The organism is Nostoc sp. CHAB 5715, from assembly GCF_020829685.1.
Taxonomy (GTDB): Bacteria; Cyanobacteriota; Cyanobacteriia; order Cyanobacteriales; family Nostocaceae; genus Nostoc.
Window position 1 is genome coordinate 1 of sequence record NZ_JAIVFR010000009.1, and the last position, 20,630, is coordinate 20,630.

At 43.4% G+C, this 20,630-nt stretch carries 24 protein-coding genes; 14 read left to right on the forward strand and 10 right to left on the reverse strand.

Annotated features, from left to right (window positions below; all coding sequences use genetic code 11):
• Nucleotides 1-235: 235 nt before the first annotated feature.
• Nucleotides 236-697, reverse strand: coding sequence for a DUF4079 domain-containing protein (locus tag LC574_RS01115; protein ID WP_229451104.1), 462 nt, complete (start codon nucleotides 695-697; stop codon nucleotides 236-238).
• A gap of 4 nt (nucleotides 698-701) precedes the next feature.
• Here LC574_RS01115 and LC574_RS01120 point away from each other — a divergent pair, with 4 nt between their 5' ends.
• Nucleotides 702-875, forward strand: coding sequence for a hypothetical protein (locus tag LC574_RS01120; protein WP_229451105.1), 174 nt, complete (start codon nucleotides 702-704; stop codon nucleotides 873-875).
• A 27-nt stretch (nucleotides 876-902) separates the two neighbouring features.
• Here the strand turns inward: LC574_RS01120 and LC574_RS01125 are convergent, their stop codons facing one another.
• On the reverse strand, nucleotides 903-1,298 hold the full coding sequence (locus LC574_RS01125) for a DUF1830 domain-containing protein (protein ID WP_229451106.1): 396 nt from the start codon (nucleotides 1,296-1,298) through the stop codon (nucleotides 903-905).
• A 596-nt stretch (nucleotides 1,299-1,894) separates the two neighbouring features.
• Here LC574_RS01125 and LC574_RS01130 point away from each other — a divergent pair.
• The 3 genes from LC574_RS01130 to LC574_RS01140 all read left to right on the forward strand — a co-directional run bounded on the left by LC574_RS01130 (nucleotide 1,895) and on the right by LC574_RS01140 (nucleotide 5,810).
• Nucleotides 1,895-3,484, forward strand: a complete 1,590-nt coding sequence (locus tag LC574_RS01130) for a photosystem II high light acclimation radical SAM protein (protein WP_229451107.1) — start codon at nucleotides 1,895-1,897, stop codon at nucleotides 3,482-3,484.
• 302 nt (nucleotides 3,485-3,786) lie between these two features.
• On the forward strand, nucleotides 3,787-5,175 hold the full coding sequence (locus tag LC574_RS01135; protein WP_229451108.1) for a DICT sensory domain-containing protein: 1,389 nt from the start codon (nucleotides 3,787-3,789) through the stop codon (nucleotides 5,173-5,175).
• Complete coding sequence (locus LC574_RS01140; protein ID WP_229451109.1) at nucleotides 5,172-5,810, forward strand: pentapeptide repeat-containing protein; 639 nt, start codon at nucleotides 5,172-5,174, stop codon at nucleotides 5,808-5,810. The genes LC574_RS01135 and LC574_RS01140 overlap by 4 nt, the downstream gene beginning before the upstream one ends.
• Nucleotides 5,811-5,822: 12 nt before the next feature.
• Here LC574_RS01140 and LC574_RS01145 read toward each other — a convergent pair whose 3' ends face one another.
• A complete protein-coding gene (locus LC574_RS01145; RefSeq protein ID WP_229451110.1) occupies nucleotides 5,823-6,050 on the reverse strand; it encodes an antitoxin in 228 nt (75 codons plus the stop codon).
• A gap of 165 nt (nucleotides 6,051-6,215) precedes the next feature.
• On the opposite strand from LC574_RS01145, the gene LC574_RS01150 reads away from it, so the two are divergent.
• The 3 genes from LC574_RS01150 (at nucleotide 6,216) to LC574_RS01160 (ending at nucleotide 7,012) form a co-directional block, all read left to right on the forward strand.
• Nucleotides 6,216-6,416 carry a hypothetical protein gene (locus tag LC574_RS01150; protein ID WP_229451111.1) on the forward strand — a complete coding sequence of 67 codons (201 nt, stop codon included), beginning with the start codon at nucleotides 6,216-6,218 and terminating at the stop codon, nucleotides 6,414-6,416.
• Nucleotides 6,413-6,655 (forward strand): hypothetical protein, encoded by a 243-nt coding sequence (locus tag LC574_RS01155; RefSeq protein ID WP_229451112.1) that lies wholly within the window; start codon nucleotides 6,413-6,415, stop codon nucleotides 6,653-6,655. Before LC574_RS01150 ends, LC574_RS01155 begins: the two co-directional genes overlap by 4 nt.
• Before the next feature lie 123 nt (nucleotides 6,656-6,778).
• The gene (locus LC574_RS01160) at nucleotides 6,779-7,012 is read left to right on the forward strand and encodes a hypothetical protein (protein WP_229451113.1); all 234 of its coding nucleotides are present in this window, start codon (nucleotides 6,779-6,781) and stop codon (nucleotides 7,010-7,012) included.
• Here the strand turns inward: LC574_RS01160 and LC574_RS01165 are convergent.
• The 4 genes from LC574_RS01165 to clpS form a co-directional block, all read right to left on the reverse strand.
• Nucleotides 6,987-7,232: a hypothetical protein gene (locus LC574_RS01165; protein ID WP_229451114.1), complete on the reverse strand. Its 246-nt coding sequence runs from the start codon at nucleotides 7,230-7,232 to the stop codon at nucleotides 6,987-6,989. The two genes, LC574_RS01160 and LC574_RS01165, sit on opposite strands and share 26 nt — an antisense overlap.
• 4 nt (nucleotides 7,233-7,236) lie before the next feature.
• The gene (locus tag LC574_RS01170) at nucleotides 7,237-7,413 is read right to left on the reverse strand and encodes a hypothetical protein (RefSeq protein WP_229451115.1); all 177 of its coding nucleotides are present in this window, start codon (nucleotides 7,411-7,413) and stop codon (nucleotides 7,237-7,239) included.
• Between the two features lie 37 nt (nucleotides 7,414-7,450).
• A complete protein-coding gene (locus LC574_RS01175) occupies nucleotides 7,451-8,281 on the reverse strand; it encodes a CPBP family intramembrane glutamic endopeptidase (RefSeq protein ID WP_229451125.1) in 831 nt (276 codons plus the stop codon).
• Nucleotides 8,282-8,346: 65 nt separating this feature from the next.
• Complete coding sequence (gene clpS, locus LC574_RS01180) at nucleotides 8,347-8,628, reverse strand: ATP-dependent Clp protease adapter ClpS (protein ID WP_229451116.1); 282 nt, start codon at nucleotides 8,626-8,628, stop codon at nucleotides 8,347-8,349.
• Between the two features lie 299 nt (nucleotides 8,629-8,927).
• On the opposite strand from clpS, the gene LC574_RS01185 reads away from it, so the two are divergent.
• On the forward strand, nucleotides 8,928-9,272 hold the full coding sequence (locus LC574_RS01185; RefSeq protein WP_229451126.1) for a hypothetical protein: 345 nt from the start codon (nucleotides 8,928-8,930) through the stop codon (nucleotides 9,270-9,272).
• 140 nt (nucleotides 9,273-9,412) lie between these two features.
• On the opposite strand, the gene LC574_RS01190 is transcribed toward LC574_RS01185, so the two are convergent.
• Nucleotides 9,413-9,613, reverse strand: coding sequence for a hypothetical protein (locus LC574_RS01190; RefSeq protein WP_229451117.1), 201 nt, complete (start codon nucleotides 9,611-9,613; stop codon nucleotides 9,413-9,415).
• A 459-nt stretch (nucleotides 9,614-10,072) separates the two neighbouring features.
• Here LC574_RS01190 and LC574_RS01195 point away from each other — a divergent pair, with 459 nt between their 5' ends.
• From LC574_RS01195 to LC574_RS01210, 4 genes are all read left to right on the forward strand, one after another.
• On the forward strand, nucleotides 10,073-10,402 hold the full coding sequence (locus LC574_RS01195) for an STAS domain-containing protein (RefSeq protein WP_229451118.1): 330 nt from the start codon (nucleotides 10,073-10,075) through the stop codon (nucleotides 10,400-10,402).
• Between the two features lie 148 nt (nucleotides 10,403-10,550).
• Nucleotides 10,551-13,262 carry a TIGR03960 family B12-binding radical SAM protein gene (locus LC574_RS01200; protein ID WP_229451119.1) on the forward strand — a complete coding sequence of 904 codons (2,712 nt, stop codon included), beginning with the start codon at nucleotides 10,551-10,553 and terminating at the stop codon, nucleotides 13,260-13,262.
• Between the two features lie 850 nt (nucleotides 13,263-14,112).
• Nucleotides 14,113-16,260 (forward strand): Rne/Rng family ribonuclease, encoded by a 2,148-nt coding sequence (locus LC574_RS01205; RefSeq protein WP_229451120.1) that lies wholly within the window; start codon nucleotides 14,113-14,115, stop codon nucleotides 16,258-16,260.
• A gap of 8 nt (nucleotides 16,261-16,268) precedes the next feature.
• Nucleotides 16,269-16,925 carry a ribonuclease HII gene (locus LC574_RS01210; protein ID WP_229451121.1) on the forward strand — a complete coding sequence of 219 codons (657 nt, stop codon included), beginning with the start codon at nucleotides 16,269-16,271 and terminating at the stop codon, nucleotides 16,923-16,925.
• 8 nt (nucleotides 16,926-16,933) lie between these two features.
• On the opposite strand, the gene LC574_RS01215 is transcribed toward LC574_RS01210, so the two are convergent.
• On the reverse strand, nucleotides 16,934-17,521 hold the full coding sequence (locus LC574_RS01215) for a DUF1997 domain-containing protein (protein WP_229451122.1): 588 nt from the start codon (nucleotides 17,519-17,521) through the stop codon (nucleotides 16,934-16,936).
• Nucleotides 17,522-18,124: 603 nt separating this feature from the next.
• Entirely contained in the window at nucleotides 18,125-19,231 is a 1,107-nt protein-coding gene (locus LC574_RS01220) for an aspartate carbamoyltransferase catalytic subunit (protein WP_229451123.1), read from the reverse strand.
• 193 nt (nucleotides 19,232-19,424) lie between these two features.
• Between LC574_RS01220 and LC574_RS01225 the strand changes: the two genes are divergently transcribed.
• Both LC574_RS01225 and LC574_RS01230 read left to right on the forward strand, forming a co-directional pair.
• Nucleotides 19,425-19,835, forward strand: coding sequence for a four helix bundle protein (locus tag LC574_RS01225; RefSeq protein WP_368736662.1), 411 nt, complete (start codon nucleotides 19,425-19,427; stop codon nucleotides 19,833-19,835).
• A 221-nt stretch (nucleotides 19,836-20,056) separates the two neighbouring features.
• The coding region (locus LC574_RS01230) for an Hpt domain-containing protein (protein ID WP_229451124.1) at nucleotides 20,057-20,630 on the forward strand (574 nt) is incomplete at its 3' end.

Below are 20,630 nucleotides of genomic sequence, written 5' to 3' on the forward strand. Positions count from 1 at the left end.
TGGTGCAGCTGTTACCTGCGATAAGAAGGGTAATGGTACTGTGAGTGCTATGTATAGACTCAGCAGCGTTATCCGAATCAAAGGAGACAGACGAAAAACAAAAGTTGAAATATTGGCTGAGTTTGCTCTCACGGCTCAATTACAATGCTTTTCTTCATTGTAGGGTAGGTCTATGTTCTACCTCGCCTGCCGTATATAAGCTATGCCACTTTAATAATTCGTAATTCGTAATTCTTTAGGGTAAATACTTTTGTACTACAATCCAACCAGTAAGGGATACCCAGGCAAATCCTATAAAAAGAATAATATTTACGCCGATGTGTAAGGGTCTAGCCCAAGGTCGTCTGGCACTAATTTGCGTCGCACTGAAAGCAGATAGTAAAACTAATGCTACTACTATCAATCCAGCAACTAAATGTGATGAGTGACCCAAAGAACCAAAGTGACCGAGAGTGCCAACAATGCCGATCGCTAGCAGTAGTAGTACTAAACTTACCATGCTGATGCCCATTGTATAGTGGAGCGATCGCACCGTCCTATTCCCGCCCAGAAATTGAGTAATAAAAGGAAATTGCTGCGAAGTTCTCGCCCGAAACATCCAAACGCCCGTAACTGCTAACATCAGATATGCCAGCAGGGACAACCCCATCGACCAGGCGGCTATTTTCCACAACCAAAGAAATGAAGGCAGATTCATAAGATTGATTGTAAATGAGATGGGGGAGCAGGGGGAGATGGGGAAGATGAGGGAGCAGGGGGAGCAGGGGGGAGCAGGGGAGAAGAATTTTCCCCTCTGCCCCCTGCCCCCCGCCCCTCTGCCTCTTTTCAATGCCCCATGCCCAATAAATAATAAACAAAAAGGGTTGCTGAATTAGCAACCCTTAAATTTAGTAAATTTTTTTTTAATCAACCGATGCTAAACCAACGATTTGTAAGGGTTTTGTAGTATCTCCGATTTTTGTATTAATTTGCTGCACCATTGGTTTGATATTAAAAGGGTCTTTTCCATCTGATGAGTCTGTATCAAACTCATAAACGCTGGGTTCGTCGAGCATCAGGCGATCGCACGGAATTTTATCGGATAAAATTGCACTTGCCATCATCCCTGTATGAATCTCCACTTGACCTTTTCGCGGAGCTTCAAACACTAAACGTGGTCCAGGAAAAACAACCCTTTCAAAGTACCAGTTGGGAATATTTGAGATGCGAGCTACCTGTATTTTGCTCGTGGCATTAATGTAGCAGCAGAGAATCTTTCCCGATTGCTCAGGTGGTAGAGGATCTAATATTTGAGCCATAACTGCTGAGGAGCTTTACGCCACAATTTTACATTACACTACCCAAGCGTAACATTGCCTGATCCCCAGTTGCTGTAGCTGCGACTACCAACTGAACTCTTTCTAGATTTTTTTTACCTATTCTTACCTAATAAATGGTAGGTTATAAAAATTTTGTAAATATTTATGCCTTGTTTGCAATTTTACACTATGCGAACATCTTTGAGTTTTTAATCTCTGGCAAAAAAAGCTTTAACTTCTTTAGGGCAGATAATTACAGGGTAGGTATGGCGAAGATCCCCTTAGCTTTAGCCTAGTTCAGAAGTGTATTTTTGTATTTCATCTATCCCAGGATTAAAAGCCTGGGATCATCGCTTAATGAATGAACTCGATGTTATCGTAAAGCTATATGAAAAATGCCTTCATAAAGCCTCTGTTGATGCCATGCGTTTGGTATGGAAAGCAATTTTATTGATTTTTACATCTGTGAACACAAGTTTCACGCATATCAATAATTTGCTTCAATGTCAAGCAAGATTGTCAGAGATTAAAAGCAGCCAAAACAAAAACACCTTTTAAAACTGGAATTTATCTCGCTTTCCCCAAAGATTGGCAAGATGGAAGTCAAAACACCCATGATGGAAAATCGAATTCTTTACGTTCGCCTTCCTTGTAACCCTATCTTTCCCATTGGGGTTGTCTACCTGAGCGATCACGTCCACAAACAGTTTCCTGATATTGAACAGCGTATTTTTGATTTGGGAACAGTGCCACCTTTAGACTACAGTTCTGCTCTGGATCGCTGTATCGATGAATTTAAACCGACACTGCTAATATTTTCATGGCGGGATATTCAAATTTATGCCCCAGTTGGTGGACGCGGTGGGAACCCACTACAAAACGCCTTTGAATTTTACTACGCGAAGAATCCTCTATTGAAACTACGTGGGGGATTAGGCGGTTTACGAATCTTCATCGCTTACTATGTAGAGTTGTGGCGGAATCAGGGCTTAATCAAACGCGGTTTAAAGCGTGCCCAAAAATATAATTCTAATGCCCGTGTAGTTGTCGGTGGTGGTGCAGTTAGTGTATTTTATGAACAGTTGGGTAAAAGCTTACCCCAAGGGACAATTATTTCTGTGGGTGAAGGGGAAACCCTGCTGGAAAAACTTTTAAGTGGTAGAGATTTTCGAGATGAACGCTGTTACGTTGCAAGAGAAACTCAACCACGGAAACGGCTAATTCACGAACAACCCACTCCACTAGAAAAAACAGCTTGTAACTACGACTATATCGAAAGCATTTGGCCGGAATTTAACTATTACCTGCAAGAGCAAGATTTTTATATAGGTGTACAAACTAAGCGTGGTTGTCCTCACAACTGCTGCTATTGCGTCTACACTGTCGTCGAAGGGAAACAAGTCCGCATCAACCCAGCAGATGAAGTAGTTACTGAGATGCGCCAATTATACGATCGCGGCATTCGCAACTTCTGGTTTACCGATGCCCAATTCATCCCAGCCAGAAAATTTATCGACGATGCCATAGAACTCTTGCAAAAAATCGTCGATTCTGGTATGACAGACATCCATTGGGCAGCTTACATTCGAGCCGACAATTTGACACCACAATTATGCGACTTGATGGCGAAAACCGGGATGAACTACTTTGAAATCGGGATTACCAGTGGTTCTCAAGAACTCGTGCGGAAAATGCGAATGGGGTATAACCTGCGAACCGTTTTGCAAAACTGCCGCGATTTAAAAGCAGCTGGTTTCAACGATTTAGTTTCCGTCAACTACTCCTTTAACGTCATTGATGAACGTCCCGAAACCATCCGCCAAACCATCGCTTACCACCGCGAACTAGAACGAATTTTTGGTGCTGATAAAGTCGAACCTGCCATTTTCTTTATTGGATTGCAACCCCATACCCATTTAGAAGAATACGCTTTCAAAGAAGGCATCCTCAAACCAGGATACGATCCAATGAGCTTGATGCCGTGGACAGCCAAAAAACTTCTCTGGAATCCCGAACCTCTGGGTTCATTCTTCGGCGAAGTCTGCTTACAAGCTTGGCAACAAAACCCTAACGATTTCGGACGCGAAGTCATGAAAATTTTGGAAGAAAAACTAGGTTGTGCCGACTTAGAAGCAGCACTTACTGCACCAATAGAGACAAAAGACAAACAGTTAGCAGCTGTTTGATAAAATTCTCATAATCAGACAAAAACAAATTTCATCTCCTTTAGGACTTACGCAAAAACTCTCTCAAACTCTTATTACTTCGTGTCCTTTGCGTCTTCTCTACGAGACGCGAAGCGCGAACGCGGTACCCTTCGGGAAGCCCTCCGGGTTCAGCAGTCGCTCATGGGGGAAACCCCCAAGACCGCGCTGCTTCACCACTTCGTGTTTACGTTTTTTCCTAATTTTGCGTAAGTCCTATCCTTCTCTCACGCCTACCCCCTACCCCGATCACTCCCCTTTTGCGGTTATTTTCACCCAATCCCATGTTAGAAGGTTCAATCCTACAAAAGCTAGAAACAGCCCATCGCCACACCACCAGGCCAATTCGATTCGGTGTTTACTACAAAAATACCTTAGTTGCCCTGTGCCATGCTCTAGAAGACCATATCTTAACCGACGACGGTACACCCCTAGTAATCACAGCCTTCCAACAGGGTAAATGGTATCTACAAGAAGCCGGGCGATATGCAGATATCGCCCAGCGCAGCAGCCAAATTGTCATTATGGCTGCCTCTGAATCTGGCTTTGCTGAACATCCCACCAGCCTTTTACCCAATGTAGACTTAGTGGCATTAGATTCAGTCGATCCAGTAGCTCAGGAGTGGCACTTAATTATTTTATCGCCTAAATACACAGCAATGGTAATTTGTCAAGAATTATCAGAGGCTGATTATGGCAGCACTGGAGTACCGACATCAGACTTAGAGCGCAAATTCTATGGCTTGTGGACATTTGAGCCAGAGTTAGTGCAAGAGACAGCAGAAATAGCGATCGCTCACATCAGAAAATACAACCCAGAACTGGCGAAAAAACTCACAGCCGATAAACAACAAATTGTACCATCAATGGACAGATCCGAAAATTTAGGTGCAGTTGTTTCCCGTGTAGTAGATTACCTCCAGACTGGGCAAGATAATTTATCCATCCCCACAGCGCTTGGGCAACAAACCCTAGATCGCAACTTGGTTTCTAACGAAATCCAAGCCTTTTTGCGAATGGCGCAACTGATGGATATAGCAGATGTCAACAATCCAATGGCAGCTGCGGAAGTGGTTGTACTTGCTGAAGCGATCGCCCAGCTTTTGGATCTTCCCGCATGGCAGATTAAAAGGTTACGGCTAGCGGCTTTGTTGCATCGCATAGATCCGTTACAAAATGCAGAAAGTGTCCTGAATTCTGGTAGTATACCGACACGCTACCAAGAAGATGCACCCAGTTGTCCTTTAATACCAGGGGCGCAAGTATTGCGAACAATGCCACGACTGCGAGCCGTTGCCCAAATTATCACTCACCAAACCGAGTGGTGGAATGGCGCAGGGGAACCAGCAGGTTTAGCTGGAGATGAAATTCCCCTAGAGTCAAGGATTTTGGCATTATTGGCAGACTTTCAGTGGCGAGTCAATCAGCAAAAATCGTCAAATCAAAGCCGGGAACAGATATTTACTCAAGCTTTAGATGAGTGCAAACAGCAACAATCTAGCCACTTTGACCCTAAACTTGTGGATACCCTAGCTTTGTTAGTTATGGGTTTACAACAGGGACTCGACTTACCCTTGATGACACCCAAAGTCAGCGCCGGGATCTGGATACTTGATTCTCAATGGGATAGCCAAAGCAAGATAAGTGAGGAGATTGGTAGTTACTTTACATGAATATTGAAGCCATTAAATTAGGAAAACTTAAACAACTTCCAGGGGCAAATTTAGAAGACGAGGAACTCTCTCGACTGGATTTAAGCCGGATTAATCTTGCTGGTGCTACCCTTGTCGGCACTAATTTCGCTGCTTCCAAACTCGAAGGTGGGCATTTGGAGGGAGCAAATTTGATGGGAGCCAACCTCCAAGAAACTGACTTACGGGCAAATTTGATGGGAGCAAACCTGATGCAAGCAGATTTAACAGGCGCTGACTTGCGGGGTAGTAATTTGCGCGGCGCTAACTTGATGGGAGCAAGACTCAGTGATGTGTCATTGGTGGGTGCTTTCTTGAGTGGTGCTAATTTAATGAATGTAAACTTGCAAGGTGTGGATTTACGGGGTGCTGACTTGCGCGGTGCAAACCTGACAGGGGCAAATCTCAAAGGTGCAGACTTGAGTCGCGCCGATTTGCAAGGGGCATTGTTGAGTGAAGCCAATCTTGAAGAAGCTGACTTGCGGGGGGCGAATTTGGCAGGAGCGAATTTTTCAGGGGCGAATTTACTCTGTGCAGAGTTAGAAGGTGCAAATTTGAGCGGCGTTAATTTGGATAAAGCGTGTTTGGTGGGTACAGTTGTGGAGGCTGCATTTTGAATAGGGGTTAATTTATACAAACTGCGATAACCCTTCATCTATATCAGGAAAGTTTTCTGTAATGTCTTCCAAAGTGGCAAGCAGTGAAAGTAGAGAACCGGAAGAAATGGGTTCAATGATTAATCGATTACCTTCTTTGCGTAACAAAACTTCTGTGCTGAATAGAGCAAATTCATCAGGAATGGTTAGGACTTGACGTTGGCCATCCCGTAAGAGGTAAACATGGCATGAGTTTGGCATCAAGCAATCTCCTTAAAGTCATAATTATTTCGCCGCAGTGTGTTGCTTTACAATATCATGTCAATTACTTAAGATTTTACTATCTGTTAGTGCTTGCAGTTTCAGCAGGTGAAAATTTGTGAGCCGAACTGTACCTAGTCGCAGTCCTTATTAACGAATCAAAGCATGACCCATGAAAGCCAATCAAACAACTCAGATGAAGAAGAGTTTGACCCGGTAACAGATCCAAGGGATTGGTCGGCAGCAGAAACAGAGTTAGCCTGTTTTGCGCTTGCCAGAAGCAAGGGTAAACGGTTGGTTAAAATCATCAACACCAAAAAACCACCTATGCCGATTATTTGTATTTTTGAGGACTACCCAGAATGACACCCGTCGCCGCACAAGTCTCAATCACCGCAATTATTCCCATGTTAACCGTGATCGCAAATCGGCAATGGGAACAGTTCAAAGAACTGGAGGCAAATTTTGTATCCCAGTATGGAGTAGAGGTATGGCAAGAGGTTTTTAATTTCCGTCTCAAGCCAGCACTGGATATAGATTCTGACAGATGGTTACTGATTCAGTGGTGTGGTGAAGGAATTATCTCAGTCAAAAATGTGGCGTAGGTGCGATCGCGTAAGGTGAATTATGGTGATCGTTTTTATTCCAATCCGAAGGTCACTGCTTCACCGTTTTGCAGTATTCTTAGCTATTGTTAAAATTTTTGCAGATGAAGCAGGTGAAAATTTGTGAGTCTACAAGAAGTTATCAGACTAGCAAAGCAGCTTTCAACTATGGACAAAGTTCGTTTGATCCAGCAAATTGCTCCTGATATAGAACGCGAGTTAACAGATAAAGTGTCTACCCTTCCTTACCAATCCTTATGGGGACTCTGTGTTGATTTAGGAAACGCACCTTTCACAGAGGAAATTGATCTAGCCCGTAGTGAAGAATGGGCTAGCTTTCCACGGGAGGATATTTGATGCTACGTGCTGTATTATCAATATATTCTTGTGGGAAAATTTGCCTTCCTAATACCAACGCTTCTTGCCTTTCCTCATCTGTCATATAATCATCTCCTTTGAGTCCCCTTGGGGTGCGTCGAGGATTTCCTCCTGCATCTAAATATCGCTGACGTGCGATCGCAAATAGTTCCAATATTCTTTGCGCTTGCTGCTGTTTAATGGTATTAGATTGCTTCATCGTTTTATTCCCATCCGAAGGTCACTACTTCGCCGTTTCGTAATATCGTTGCCAAGGGTAAAACAGTGCTAGGAGTTTGAATATGCCAATACCCTGTGTCTTCATCATATAATCTCCAAACAAGTAAATTTAGAGCTTCTAGAGCATTTATTACTAAGTATTGCTCTTCTGTGGGTTCCACAAATGGTGAGTGTGTATGTAAGCCAGTGCTTATCTTATCAAAGAGGCGATCGCTCAGTTCGCCCTCGTATCCACAAAGCTAGTACACTCATTAACAACACCCCCATCACTCCTTGTAAGGGATTATTATTCACCCCAGTTACCCAATCAGGAACTTCACCAGAATATTTTACTAATTTACCCACATTAATAATGTAATAGCCCCATACGAAACCACCATGCAAACCAATTGGTAAACCCAAGCGTCCCCTGCGCCAACGCTTTCCCCATACTTGCGTTAACCCCAGCAGTACTAAAGTTGGAAATTGCGGCAGTGTATGAATAATTGCCTCCAATGGTTTAATAAAGTGCAATGTCGCAAAGGCAGTTGCATCTGTCCACAGTGCCACACGCGGACTGTAATCTTGTTGTAATTCATCTAGCAACCAGCCTCGGAATAACAATTCCTCAGCAAAACCGATGCCCAAGCCAACAAGTAAACCCTCTAAAATTACTTTTAGCAAAAAAACTTTCGGTTGTTGCCACACCAACCAACCTAATAAACTTTCTACTCCAAAAAGTATCAGAATATTAATTATCCCCAGAGCCAACCCACGCAGCAAATCCACACCGTTTTGCCGCGTGAATTCTAAGCCATAATGCCGCAGAATTTGAGGCTGCTGGTAGACATATTTGCCCCATAGTCTCAAGATAAAAATAAAAACTGCATATAACAATACCAATGTCAATATACTTTCTAAGTTTGAATCATGTACTAGAAAGTATATTGGTGCAGCCAATGGCAACCATAGCAGCAATAAAGTCAAAATAAAAGAACCCAGCCTAATAGGGGCAGGGTGTTCAGCTAAACGGACAAGGTTTTTTTTCATACCAATGTAAGTCACCAGCCAATACTCTAAATTTCAACTAATGACCAATGACCAATAACTAATGACTATTCATCAGGTTCAATGGTGCTACTTAAACCGTGACTTTTCAATGTTTCGCAATAGAACTCAGCGTGTTCCAGAGCGCAAGTAATAACTAAAGCTAGCCCATTAGTATGGGCTTCCATCATGATGCTCACAGCCTGGGGTTGGGTAAGGCTTGGCACAGTGGCTATGAGTGACTGTACAACATGCTCCATCGAGTTGTAGTCGTCGTTATGGAGCAAAACGCGATACCGAGGCGCGAGCTTGCGGGATGTGGAACGCTTTTCAATAGTTTCAACTGACACGGCTCTCTGCTCTTTTCTCGTTAATTCACTACAACAAAGTTTCTGTCTTGCGATCGCTTAACAGTTATTTACCTATTCTATAGTATTTCTGTTCAGATACTATGCTAGGAAAACCCTTTGCTGCCAAGGATTGGTCGTATTAGTTTTGCGTAGGCACTTGTGAGGCATATCTCTTAAGACATGGTTGCCGTGAGAGTGCTACCCTAATGTTACAGAAGTTCCTTTAAAAGTAGCGCATTCTCACTTTTAAATTAAACAAGTTACAAAACAATCGTTGTCGCTGCCCAAACTGCATAATGATGAACATTAGCCTAAATTTTCTTCAACCAGGACAAATTGTGTCTTTAAAGCATGGAGACAGGAATCTGTATGCAGAAGTCATTCAATTCGTAGTTTCCCGCCAGTTGTGCTGGGTACGTCCTTTATTAATGGTTACTTTCATTCAAGAATCGCCGCTAATTACCGATTTGCGAGATGCGTCTGACTTGCTTTGGCCTGCCAATTTATTTCGGCCAACATTAGACACAGAAGTAATTACCTTCTTGAGCCAAGTTTTAGCAAAAGAACCAAAAACTGAACCTGACTCAGCCGCCAAGCAGCAACTCAATCAGTTTATTCACCAACTTTGGCAAGCATACCAATAGGGCATTAGTCATTAGTCAGGAGTTAGAAATTATTATTCTCACCCTGCTTCCCCTGCTCCCTCATCGTTCCGTTACAAAACTTAATTACGAATTACGAATTAGGTTGCCAAGCGTTGCCGAGGTACGAATCACGAATTATTCTAATATCCCAAGTTAGGAACCAACTGAATTCTACCAGCATCCATCTCTGCCATTAATAATTCCAGAGCTTCGTAGTCAACGTCAGAAATGTAACCCAGTTGCGTCAATTCTAAGTTAATTTCATTTTCTATCTCAGGAGTTAATTTTTTAATGTCAAGAGCCTTTTCTACTAATTTACGAATAGCGTACTTAGTTCTCATAAATAATAACCCAAGTTTATATAATGCTAATTATTCCAGATTTATCTAAGCATAAATAGTGGTCTAATAGTCATATAGATCACATTTTAATTAGTTAAATAAATAATTCGCTATGAGGATGTCGTATGCCATCAGCAACGCTAAAGTGAGGAATTTAACTTACCGTTAAGACTTGGCTAAATTAGCTTTAGCTATAGACTAAGCAAGTTTTCTCGGCATACTTACTGATGATTTGTCGTTTCTACGGTTGTCTATAGTTGATTGTTTTTGAACTAGCATAAAAAAAAAGTATATATAATCACATTTTAACCTGGAATTATGACAATCTTTAAACAGAGATACTAAAGCAATAAAGATTCAGCAAAGAGAACTAAGACATATGGTCGATGCAACAAAATAGAGTTTATGTTCAAATAACTCTTAGCTTGACGCTTTAATAATTCTCAATAGGATGTAACTATGCAGGCAGTGCTTAACTATCCGAAGATTGCAGTTATTCGCCCCCAAGGCTTTTTGAATGCTACAAACGCCTTGGAATTTGAACGAGATATGACCACAGCGTTAGCACAAAATGGTATTTCCATCTTGGTAGTAGACCTCGCAGCAGTAGAATCGTTAGACAGCGCGGGGTTGATGGCATTGTTATCTATACACAAGCTGGCTCTTAGTTTAGGAAGGGGTTTCCGACTTTGTGCTGTTGCTCCGTCAATTAGAATTATTTTTGAATTAACGCAGCTCGATAGGGTGTTTGAAATATGGGATGGTAAAGTTGAGTCGGCTGCAACATAACTTTATATAAAAGCAACAAGTTTCAGGTATGAAGTGGACTTTATGTAAAGGAGTTATAAGTTGCAACGGTAAACTCTGTTAGAAGACCTAATTCAATGCTAAGGTTGGATTTGAGTAGCTGTAATTAAGGTAGCTAGAAGATAGCACAGTGGCTGTTGCAGTTGAAAAATTAATAACATCGGATATTTTAAAACCAGGACGTTACCTGGGTAATGAGCGTTTAGCAGTACACAAAGCTTGGGATACGGCAGCAATACGCTGGGTATTAACTTATCCAGAAGTATATGAAGTCGGTGCATCCAATTTAGGGCACATCATTCTCTATAACATCCTGAATGCCCAACCGCGTCAATTGTGCGATCGCGCCTACCTCCCAGGAAAAGACCTGGCAGCCAAACTACGCGAAACTAATACGCCATTGTTTGCGGTAGAGTCAAAGCGATCGCTCACAGAATTCGACATTTTAGGCTTTAGCCTCAGTTACGAACTGGGTGCAACTAATATCCTAGAAATGTTGGATCTGGCTAGAATTCCCTTGACGTGGCGAGAACGGCAAAAACCTGGCGTTGCAGGGGGAGAATTTCCGAATCTCCAATCCCAGTTTCCATTGATTTTTGCTGGTGGGCAAACAGCAACATCTAATCCTGAGCCTTATGCCGACTTCTTCGACTTTATCGCCCTTGGAGATGGAGAAGAACTGCTGCCAGAAATTGGCTTGGTATTGGAAGAAGGCAAACAAGCAGGATTGAGTAGGGAACATCTGTTACTGGACTTAGCACAAATACCAGGTGTATATGTCCCTCAGTTTTACGACATGGCAGAGGATGGCTCAGTTCATCCTCGTCGCCCAGACCTACCAAAACGAATTTTGCGACGGGTTGCAACTCCCATACCCGCGTATTCCATTGGGTTAGTTCCCTACGTGGAAACGGTGCATGACCGCCTGACCATTGAGATTAGGCGTGGTTGCACTCGTGGTTGTCGCTTCTGTCAACCAGGAATGCTAACTCGACCAGCACGGGATGTAGAACCCGATCAGGTTGTAGAAGCAATTGAACAAGGGATGCGGGCAACTGGTTACAATGAGTTTTCTCTATTATCTCTGAGTTGTTCTGATTATTTGTCCCTACCAGCAGTGGGGATGGAAATCAAAAATCGCTTAAAAAATGAAAACATTTCTCTAACTCTACCAAGCCAACGAGTAGACAGATTTGATGAGAATATTGCCAATATCCTTGGAGGAACGCGGCAAAGTGGACTGACTTTTGCTCCAGAAGCTGGAACTCAGCGGATGCGAGACATCGTAAATAAGGGTTTGACGAATGAAGAATTGTTGCGGGGGGTGAAAACCGCTTGGGAGCAAGGCTGGGATAAAATAAAGTTGTATTTTATGATTGGCTTGCCAGGTGAGACGGATGCTGATGTTTTGGGCATTGCCGAAACAGTAAGCTGGCTACAAAGAGAATGTCGGGGCAAGGGCAGAAAACCCCTAAACTTTAATCTGACGATTTCTAACTTTACGCCCAAGCCCCATACACCATTCCAATGGCACTCAGTTTCTACCACCGAATTTAAACGCAAACAAAACCTGTTGCGGCAAGAATTCCGCCGAATAAAGGCAGTGAAGGTAAATTTTACCGATGTTCGCATTTCGGCAATGGAAGATTTTGTGGGACGAGGCGATCGCAATTTGGGCAAAGTAGTCCGGCGTGCTTGGGAATTAGGTGCAGGTATGGATTCCTGGTATGAAAATTTAGATCAGGCTTTTAGTGCTTGGGGGTCTGCGATCGCTCAAGCCGATCTAGATTGGAAATACCGCCAAGTAGAAAACGGCGAATGGAATTTGTTTCATGCACAAGATCAGACCAGATCGAAAGACGCAGAAAATACCCCACAGACGCGATTAATCGCGTCTCTCCCCAGTACAGACGCGATTAATCGCGTCTCTACCCACTCCCTTGATACTCCCCTCCCTTGGGATCATATTGATACCGGAATTGACAAAAAGTGGCTCAAAGAAGACTTGCAACGCGCCTTAGAAGCTGCAATTGTACCCGATTGCTCTTTTGAAGGTTGTTCTCACTGTGGCGTATGTGGAACCGACTTTGGCCATAACATTGTGATTGAATCACCTGCTATCCCAAACTTCGCTGGCGAGTTTGTCCCCAACACAACTAAGGTACAAAGACTGCGAGTTTGGTTTGGGAAACAGGGTAATATGGCTTTAGTAAGCCACCTAGATTTAATCCGTCTGTTTGACCGAGTTGTGCGGCGAGCAGGCTTACCAATCGCTTTCACTGGTGGATTTCACCCAATGCCGCGAATTTCTGTAGCAACTGCTTTGGCTTTAGGGGCTACTAGTAGTGGTGAAATTGCGGATTTTGAATTAACTGTACCAGTGTCAGTTGATGCTTTTCGAGAAGAATTGGTTCGGGAAATGCCCACAGACATACCTATATATAATGTGGAGCAGATAGATTTAAAAACTCCAGCAGCTACCCAACTGCTAGAAACCGCAGAATATTTAATTACCGTAGCAGCATTTGAAGAAGTAACACCTATACAATGGCAAGAATGGATTGATACCATCAAAGCAAAAGACGAACTGTGGTACGAGCATACAACAAAGTCAGGCAAGAGCCAGTTAATAAATCTGCGCGATCGCTTATTTGAACTGGAATTAGTAGAAAACTACAAAAGTATTGCAGAATCTATATCTGTTATCCGTTATGTAGGTAGCTATCGCCAAGATGGTTTTCTATTGCGTCCTGAACAAATCCTGTTTATGCTAGGAATGGTGGCTAGTGGAGAATTCCAACTCCTGCACATCCACCGCAATCGGCTAATTTTAGGGATATAATCCCTGTAGGGCAGCTTGCTAGTAGTTGTCCTAACGTGGCTATATCGTTGGAATTGATTTTTAGCAAGGTTGCGTTAGAATGGGGTGAAGAGAAATTTTCTGGCGCTGCATTGAATTAACTGGTTCACTACCCTGGTGTTCAGGGGGCGAAAGCAAAGATATTAGAGTGCAACTTCTAGGATTTTATCCCAGACAAACTGAGGCAGATTAAAGAACACACGCTCTCTCTATAGCTACCTTGTGAATCAGTAACTAACAGCAGGCTCTTAGATTCTCTAAATCCATGCTTTTTAAACAGCTGCTGAATGTTTAATCCCCAGTAGTGCCAAAGAGCTAGTGAGCTACTTTTCTAGAGTTGTTCGCCTTTGGCGTTCCCGTAGGTTAAACAACTGCCGTCGGTTAGTCCAAATTTGCAGACGTTCACGAGACGCGCAAAGCGCGGCTTAAAGTAGGGTAGCAGCTGGTGTTGCTGAGTATAACCCTAAGGATAAATCCGAGGAATGGAAAATAGAAATAGTTTCTTTTTCTTAACGACATCAGTAGGTTACTCTCAAATGAAGCTTCCTGAGTTAAAAACTCACTCAGGATTCAGAACTTTTAACTCAGAACTCTCTTTATTGAGAGTATTGCATCACAAATCAACCACAGACGGTTGATTTAATTGCTTAAACATGCATCCGTTCTGGAATAATCCGCCGTAAAAATGCTCTTAAGAGCGCCAATAGCTATTTAATTTAGAAGCTCAGGTTTGCGATTTTTATTATCAGCAGCGCCTTTTGAGGGTTGCAGGGGCAACAAAGGTATAACAAACCTCCAGACCTATTGGTGCTGCCAATTTTGACGAAATTGAATGCCAAAACAAATTATCATCGCGGAGCAGCACCAAATTGCTGCTGTCTTTTCTGAAGATCAAATACAGGAACTAGTTGTTGCTACGGGTCATCACCAAATAGGTGATATCTACTTAGGAGTAGTAGAAAACGTATTGCCTGGGATAGATGCGGCTTTTGTCAATATTGGCGACCCAGAGCGCAACGGTTTTATTCACGTCACCGACTTAGGGCCACTGAAGCTAAAGCGTACCGCAGCAGCAATTACAGAACTACTAGCACCACAGCAGAAAGTTTTGGTGCAAGTAATGAAAGAGCCAACGGGGACAAAAGGCCCCCGGCTTACGGGTAATATCACCTTACCCGGACGCTACGTAGTACTGATGCCCTATGGTAGAGGTGTAAATTTATCCCGACGGATTAAAAGTGAAAGTGAGCGCAACCGCTTGCGGGCACTGGCGATTTTGGTCAAACCGGCGGGGATGGGTTTGCTTGTACGTACAGAAGCAGAAGGCAAACCCGAAGAAGCGATTATGGAAGATTTGGAATTGCTGCAAAAGCAATGGGAAGCCATTCAGCAGGAAGCGCATTCCACCCGTGCCCCAGCACTACTCAACCGAGATGATGACTTCATTCAGCGCGTATTGCGAGATATGTACGGCGCGGATGTAAATCGGATTGTCGTGGATTCTAGTACTGGTTTGAAGCGCGTGAAGCAGTACTTGCAGAACTGGAGCGGAGGTCAAACACCACAAGGATTGTTGATTGACCATCACCGCGATCGCTCTCCAATTTTAGAGTACTTCCGCATCACTGCCGCGATTCGAGAAGCCCTCAAACCGAGATTAGACCTACCTTCTGGAGGCTACATTATCATTGAGCCGACAGAGGCGTTAACTGTAATTGATGTTAACTCAGGTTCCTTCACGCGATCGGCAACAGCTAGAGAAACAGTTTTGTGGACAAACTGCGAAGCTGCAACAGAAATTGCTCGCCAGTTGCGTCTGCGAAATATCGCTGGGGTGATCGTTGTTGATTTTATTGATATGGAATCACGACGCGATCAACTGCAAGTTCTCGAACACTTTAATAAAGCACTCAAAGCAGACAAAGCTCGTCCGCAAATTGCCCAACTCACCGAACTGGGTTTAGTAGAACTGACCCGCAAACGCCAAGGTCAAAATATTTACGAATTGTTTGGTGAAATTTGCCCCACCTGTGGCGGTTTAGGACATACTGTGCGTCTGCCTGGAGAAATGGAAAACCGATTACCAATACCAGCAGAAACACCAGAGCGTGAACGTGAGCGTTTTATATCCCTGCCTCACCGAGAACCACGTCAGCCATCTGCCCGCATCCCAGAATCTCGAGAAACCTATGATGGATTTGGGGAAGCATTGGACGGCGACCTAGAATCGGGTAACCTAAATCTGATCAATCATCCTAGTTATCAAGACCTAAATGATAATAAGCGTCGTACCCGCACTCGCCGCAGTCGAATTCCCATCAATGGGTTAAACGGGAAAGATGAAGTTCGGGTTGTAGCCAATCCACTGACTTTTGTCAACGAGCCAGACTTAGACCTTGATATTGAACCAGAACTAGGAGTTGCACCAGAGATCCCCTCACCCACCCTTGGTAAACCAGGTTGGAGTGAAAGAGTAGAGCGCACTGTAGTAGATCGCACTGTAGATCGGACTGTAGATCGCGCTAAAATTACCAAGGCAGAGCCAGTCAAACCAGTGGTAGAACCACCGGAGATTAGAACTGTAGAAATGAGCCTCCAGGAACAGGATATCTTTGCTTTGATGGGAATATCTCCCTTGGTGAAGTTAGAGCAAGAGGTTAAAAATCCCAAGTCTGTGATTATTAACGTGATTCAGCCAGGTCAACAGCCAACGACTCCAACTCAATCAACCTTAGAATCAACTATTGTCCAAAAAGCAACACCTGAAATAATCCCAAGCAAGATACCAATACCAAAAGTTATTGAGCCAGAACAAAAACCTTTGATAGAAGAAACAACTGAACCATCTGAGTTGACTGCTAGCCCAAGGGGTAGCTTGTCTGCGAAAGCTTCCGCCAACGAAGATGAAAGTGATGCGAACAGCGCCGCCACTGCTAGCCGTCGCCGTCGCCGTCGTTCCTCAGCGATCGAGGATAATTAATTTGTTTTATGGTAGAAACGTCGCCAACGCCCTTGGAACAATCCAATTGGCTGGAGTTTTCTACCTTGTCAGGGATTCCAGGGTTGGTTGCAGGTGTGGATGAAGTAGGGCGAGGCGCTCTATTTGGGCCTGTGGTGGCGGCAGCAGTGATCCTACCAGATCATGCTTTGCCAATACTGATGGCAGCTAAAATCAAAGATAGTAAAAAGTTGTCTAGTTCTCGGAGAACTCAGCTAGCGCAGCAAATTTGTGGGCTGGCTATAGACTGGAAAATTGGGTTTGCTTCTACTGCCGAAATTGACAAGATAAATATTTTGCAAGCGACGCTGTTAGCAATGAAGCGGGCTGTACTGAAGTTAAAGTTACAGCCTGCACTCTGCTTGGTTGATGGTAATCAGTCAATCAAAGACTTGCTATTGCCGCAACAAACAATAATTAAGGGGGACGAGCGATCGCTCGCTATTGCCTCTGCTAGTATTGTCGCTAAGGTTTGGCGTGATGAACTGGTAGTGCGTCTAGCATTAAAATACCCTATGTACAGCCTGGAGTTTAACAAGGGTTATGGTAGCCAGAAGCACTTGCTGGCTCTGCAACAACATGGGCCCTCGCCTCTACATCGTCAGTCTTTTCGTCCTTGCCAAATCAAAATATCGAACGCTAAGTGATTAAATAATTACTCAGCATTCAGGATTGGCAATTCAGTACTGTTACCACTAAGTCCTCTATCTTTGGTTTGTGATATCACCCAGTAGCGATAATCCGCCAAAAGTTGATTTAATAACCGTTGCTTAACCGATAACAGTACGCTTTTGAGCAAAGCATTGCCAGTAGTTTCTAAAATCGGCTTAGGAGTGAAGGAAAATGGCGGTGGCAAATCTACCAGCACTTCTAAATCAGCCCTTCCTTGCAGGCGAGTACCAGTGCTTAACTCTTTGGGAGACAAATGCCCTTTTAAATTGAGAGCAAAGCGTTGGTTAATATACTCGAAGCCCAGGATTTCACAGCCTAGCGATCGCAAATAAATTATTCCATTTGATTCTGCCCAAACTCTCATGTCTACAGTAGGTTGAATACTCAATGACATAAAAGTTAACGGACGCATTTTCAAGCGAAATACTTCCTCAGAAAGCTGCTCAATTCTACTGTTGTCAGTCAAAGCCTTAACTAGACGTTGAGGCTGGCGCAAGTAGTGCTGAATGGGAATAGGCTGCTCTGGAACAGCGATTTCAACCGATTGGGAGGCAGTAAACCGGGTAGCCATGAGCGGATAAAAATATCTGTTTCTTAATTTTAATATTTTTTAATAAATTAAATTTGATTTAGGACTTACGCACTGTAGAAATGCATCGTGATGTGCATTACCTAAAATAGGAAGTTTTCAGGTTTTTCTTAATTATCCTGCGATCGTAAATAGACCATGCTGTAGGGGCACAGCATTGCTCATTGGTGTCAACTTAAGCTATAGATAGCTTAACTGTTGGCTTCCTCACCCGCCTCGAACTAAAGTTCAAGGCTAATAGCTAAAGTCTACTGAAGTAGACTAAAAATTTTTCGGATTATTTAGTCATCAAAAGATGACTTAAGCTATTAGCAAGGAACTTCAGTTCCTTGCGGGACATGGCTTTTACGTTAAGTTGACACGTATGAACTTTGCTGTGCCCCTACGAAAGATATGGTTTTTAACCTTAATCCATATTTGGTATTTCTTGTCAATGCGTAAGTCCTAGTAATAATTCTAAGCATGTAGAGACGCAATATATTGCGTCTCTATTCACGGGAAACGTCTCATCATCTTAAGTCAAAGGTCTTCGCAGTCGTTGTTCTAATGAAACCAGGTCTACTTGTAGTCACTCAAGGATACCAATTAAGCCTTACCGCTACCTAACAAATACAGCAACGCCATACGAACGGCGACACCACTGGTAACTTGCGATTGAATGAGACTAAATTCTGGGTCATCCATCAATTCAGAACTAATTTCGACACCACGGTTAACTGGGCCTGGATGCAAAACTTTGACGTTAGGTTTACAAAGTTGCAGTTTTGTGCTTGTAATGCCAAATAGCTGATGATATTCTCGCAAACTTGGCAGTAAATGAGCCGTCATGCGTTCTTTTTGTAGACGTAAAGTCATGACAAAATCGGCATTCTGCAAAGCTGGTTCTAGTTGCCAGTGGAGAAAAAGTTGGGGAGTGGGGAGTGGGGAGTAGGGAGTAGGGGATGAGGGGGATGAGGGGGATGAGGGGGATGAGGGGGATGAGGGGGATGAGGGGGATGAGGAGATAATAAACTGCTGATTCTTGACTCCTGCCTCTTCCAAGATATACTCGGCAAATAATTTGGGTAAGAGGGTGGGTGGGGCTGCGAGATGCACTTCGGCACCACTGGCAATTAAACTCCAAATATTTGATCGCGCCACGCGAGAATGCAGAATATCCCCAACAATGGCAATCTTTTTACCCTTTAAAAGTTCTAGTCGGGGACTGGCTGGATCAATTAGAGTACAAATGGTAAATAAGTCTAGCAGTGCTTGGGAAGGATGCTCATGTTGACCATCACCAGCATTGAGGACGCTAACTTTTACACCTAGACGATCCATTTCAGCCGCGATCGCATTCGGTACTCCTGCCTCTCGATGGCGGACTACCATAATATCAGTTCCCATAGCCAAATAGGTTTTCGCCGTGTCGAGAATTGTTTCTCCCTTAGTCATAGAAGATGTGGCTGCGGCGAAGTTCAGCGTATCTGCACTTAAACGTTTCGCAGCAAGTTCAAAACTGCTCCGGGTGCGGGTAGACGATTCAAAAAATAAATTTGCCACCACCTGTCCCTGCAAGGTTGGTACTTTCTTCGTCCGCCGTGATAGTACCTCTTGAAAACTGGCCGCAGTTTGCAAAACTGTATTATATTCAGCCGCCGTGAAGTCAGCTAGGGAAAGAACGTGATGACGATTCCAGGTGGTAGTAGGCATAGAATTTCGGGAGTGGGGAGTGGGCTGTACCTCATGTAAACGAGAACCGCTATACAAGAATTTCTGTCTGAGTAACTTCTACAGATTCCTCTTGCTGTGTGTAACTTTGATACTTATCTGTCTGATCTTGAGGAAGTGGGGATGATCTATTGGGAGATGGCATAGTTTTAGTTCCGATAACAGTAGATGGGGAGTGGGGAGTGGGGAGTGGCAAATGACAGTTTCTGAAATTCGATCTTATCAAGATTTAAGAGTTTGGCAAGAAGGCATGAATTTAGCTGAAGCTTGCTATCAGCTAACGATTGCATTTCCAAAAGAGGAACTTTACGGAATGACTTCACAGATTCGTCGGGCAGCTGTATCAATTCCAGCAAATATAGCTGAGGGCTATGGGCGAGAGTATCGCCCGGAATACATAAAATTTCTCCGAATAGCACAAGGCTCTCTCAAAGAACTCGAAACTCATTTGTTACTATCAACGAGAGCCAAAGTTGGACTTACAGATACTCAACTAGTCACCCCTATTTTAAAGCAATGTGAATCTGTAGGAAGACTACTCCGTGCTTTAATTCGTTCTTTAGAGAAGAAGGGGAGTAGGGAGTAGGGAGTAGGGAATAGGGAATTACACTTGATGTGAATTAAAAAATCCCATTTTTCCATAAGGGTTTCCAAGCTTGGACAAAACCATGATTTTGGAATTATTAACGAAACTGAAAGGTTTCCAACGACTCAATTCACATTAGACGTAAATTTCAATCTTCCCCACTCCCAACTCCCCCATCCCCCATCCCCCACTCCCCACTCCCCACTCCCCACTCCCCACTTATGATTACAGATAACGAAATTCGTGAACAAGGATACATCTACTTTCTGGCTGAAGCCCCAGAATTAGTCCAAATTATTGAACAAGAACTATTTAGCTTATCGGAAGGTTATAGCATTGCTAAAGTTCATAATTTAATGCGGGCTACTCATACACTTAAAGGTGGTGCTGCTAATGTTGGGCTAGAAGTAATTAAGATGATAGCCCATTTTTTAGAAGATGTATTTAAGGCTCTATATAATCCAAATGTGGTAGTTGATGCCGAATTACAAACACTTTTGTTACAAGCTTATGAGTGTCTTAGCATAGCATTAAATACCGAATTAATCGGCAGTACTGTTAATGATGAAGAACTGCTTCATCGAACGAGTTCAGTGTTTGCACAGTTGCAAGAAAAGCTGGGTGATGCATTTGGTGCTGAGACTCATATTCCCACTTCCGAAGAATTGGGATTTGATATTGTCCAGTCCGTTTTTGAAGTGGGAGTAGAGCAACGTCTAAACAGTATTCTTGAAGCTGTTAAAAATCCACCAAGTTATGAAGAATTTATCGAGTTTTTACACTCTCAAGCTGAGG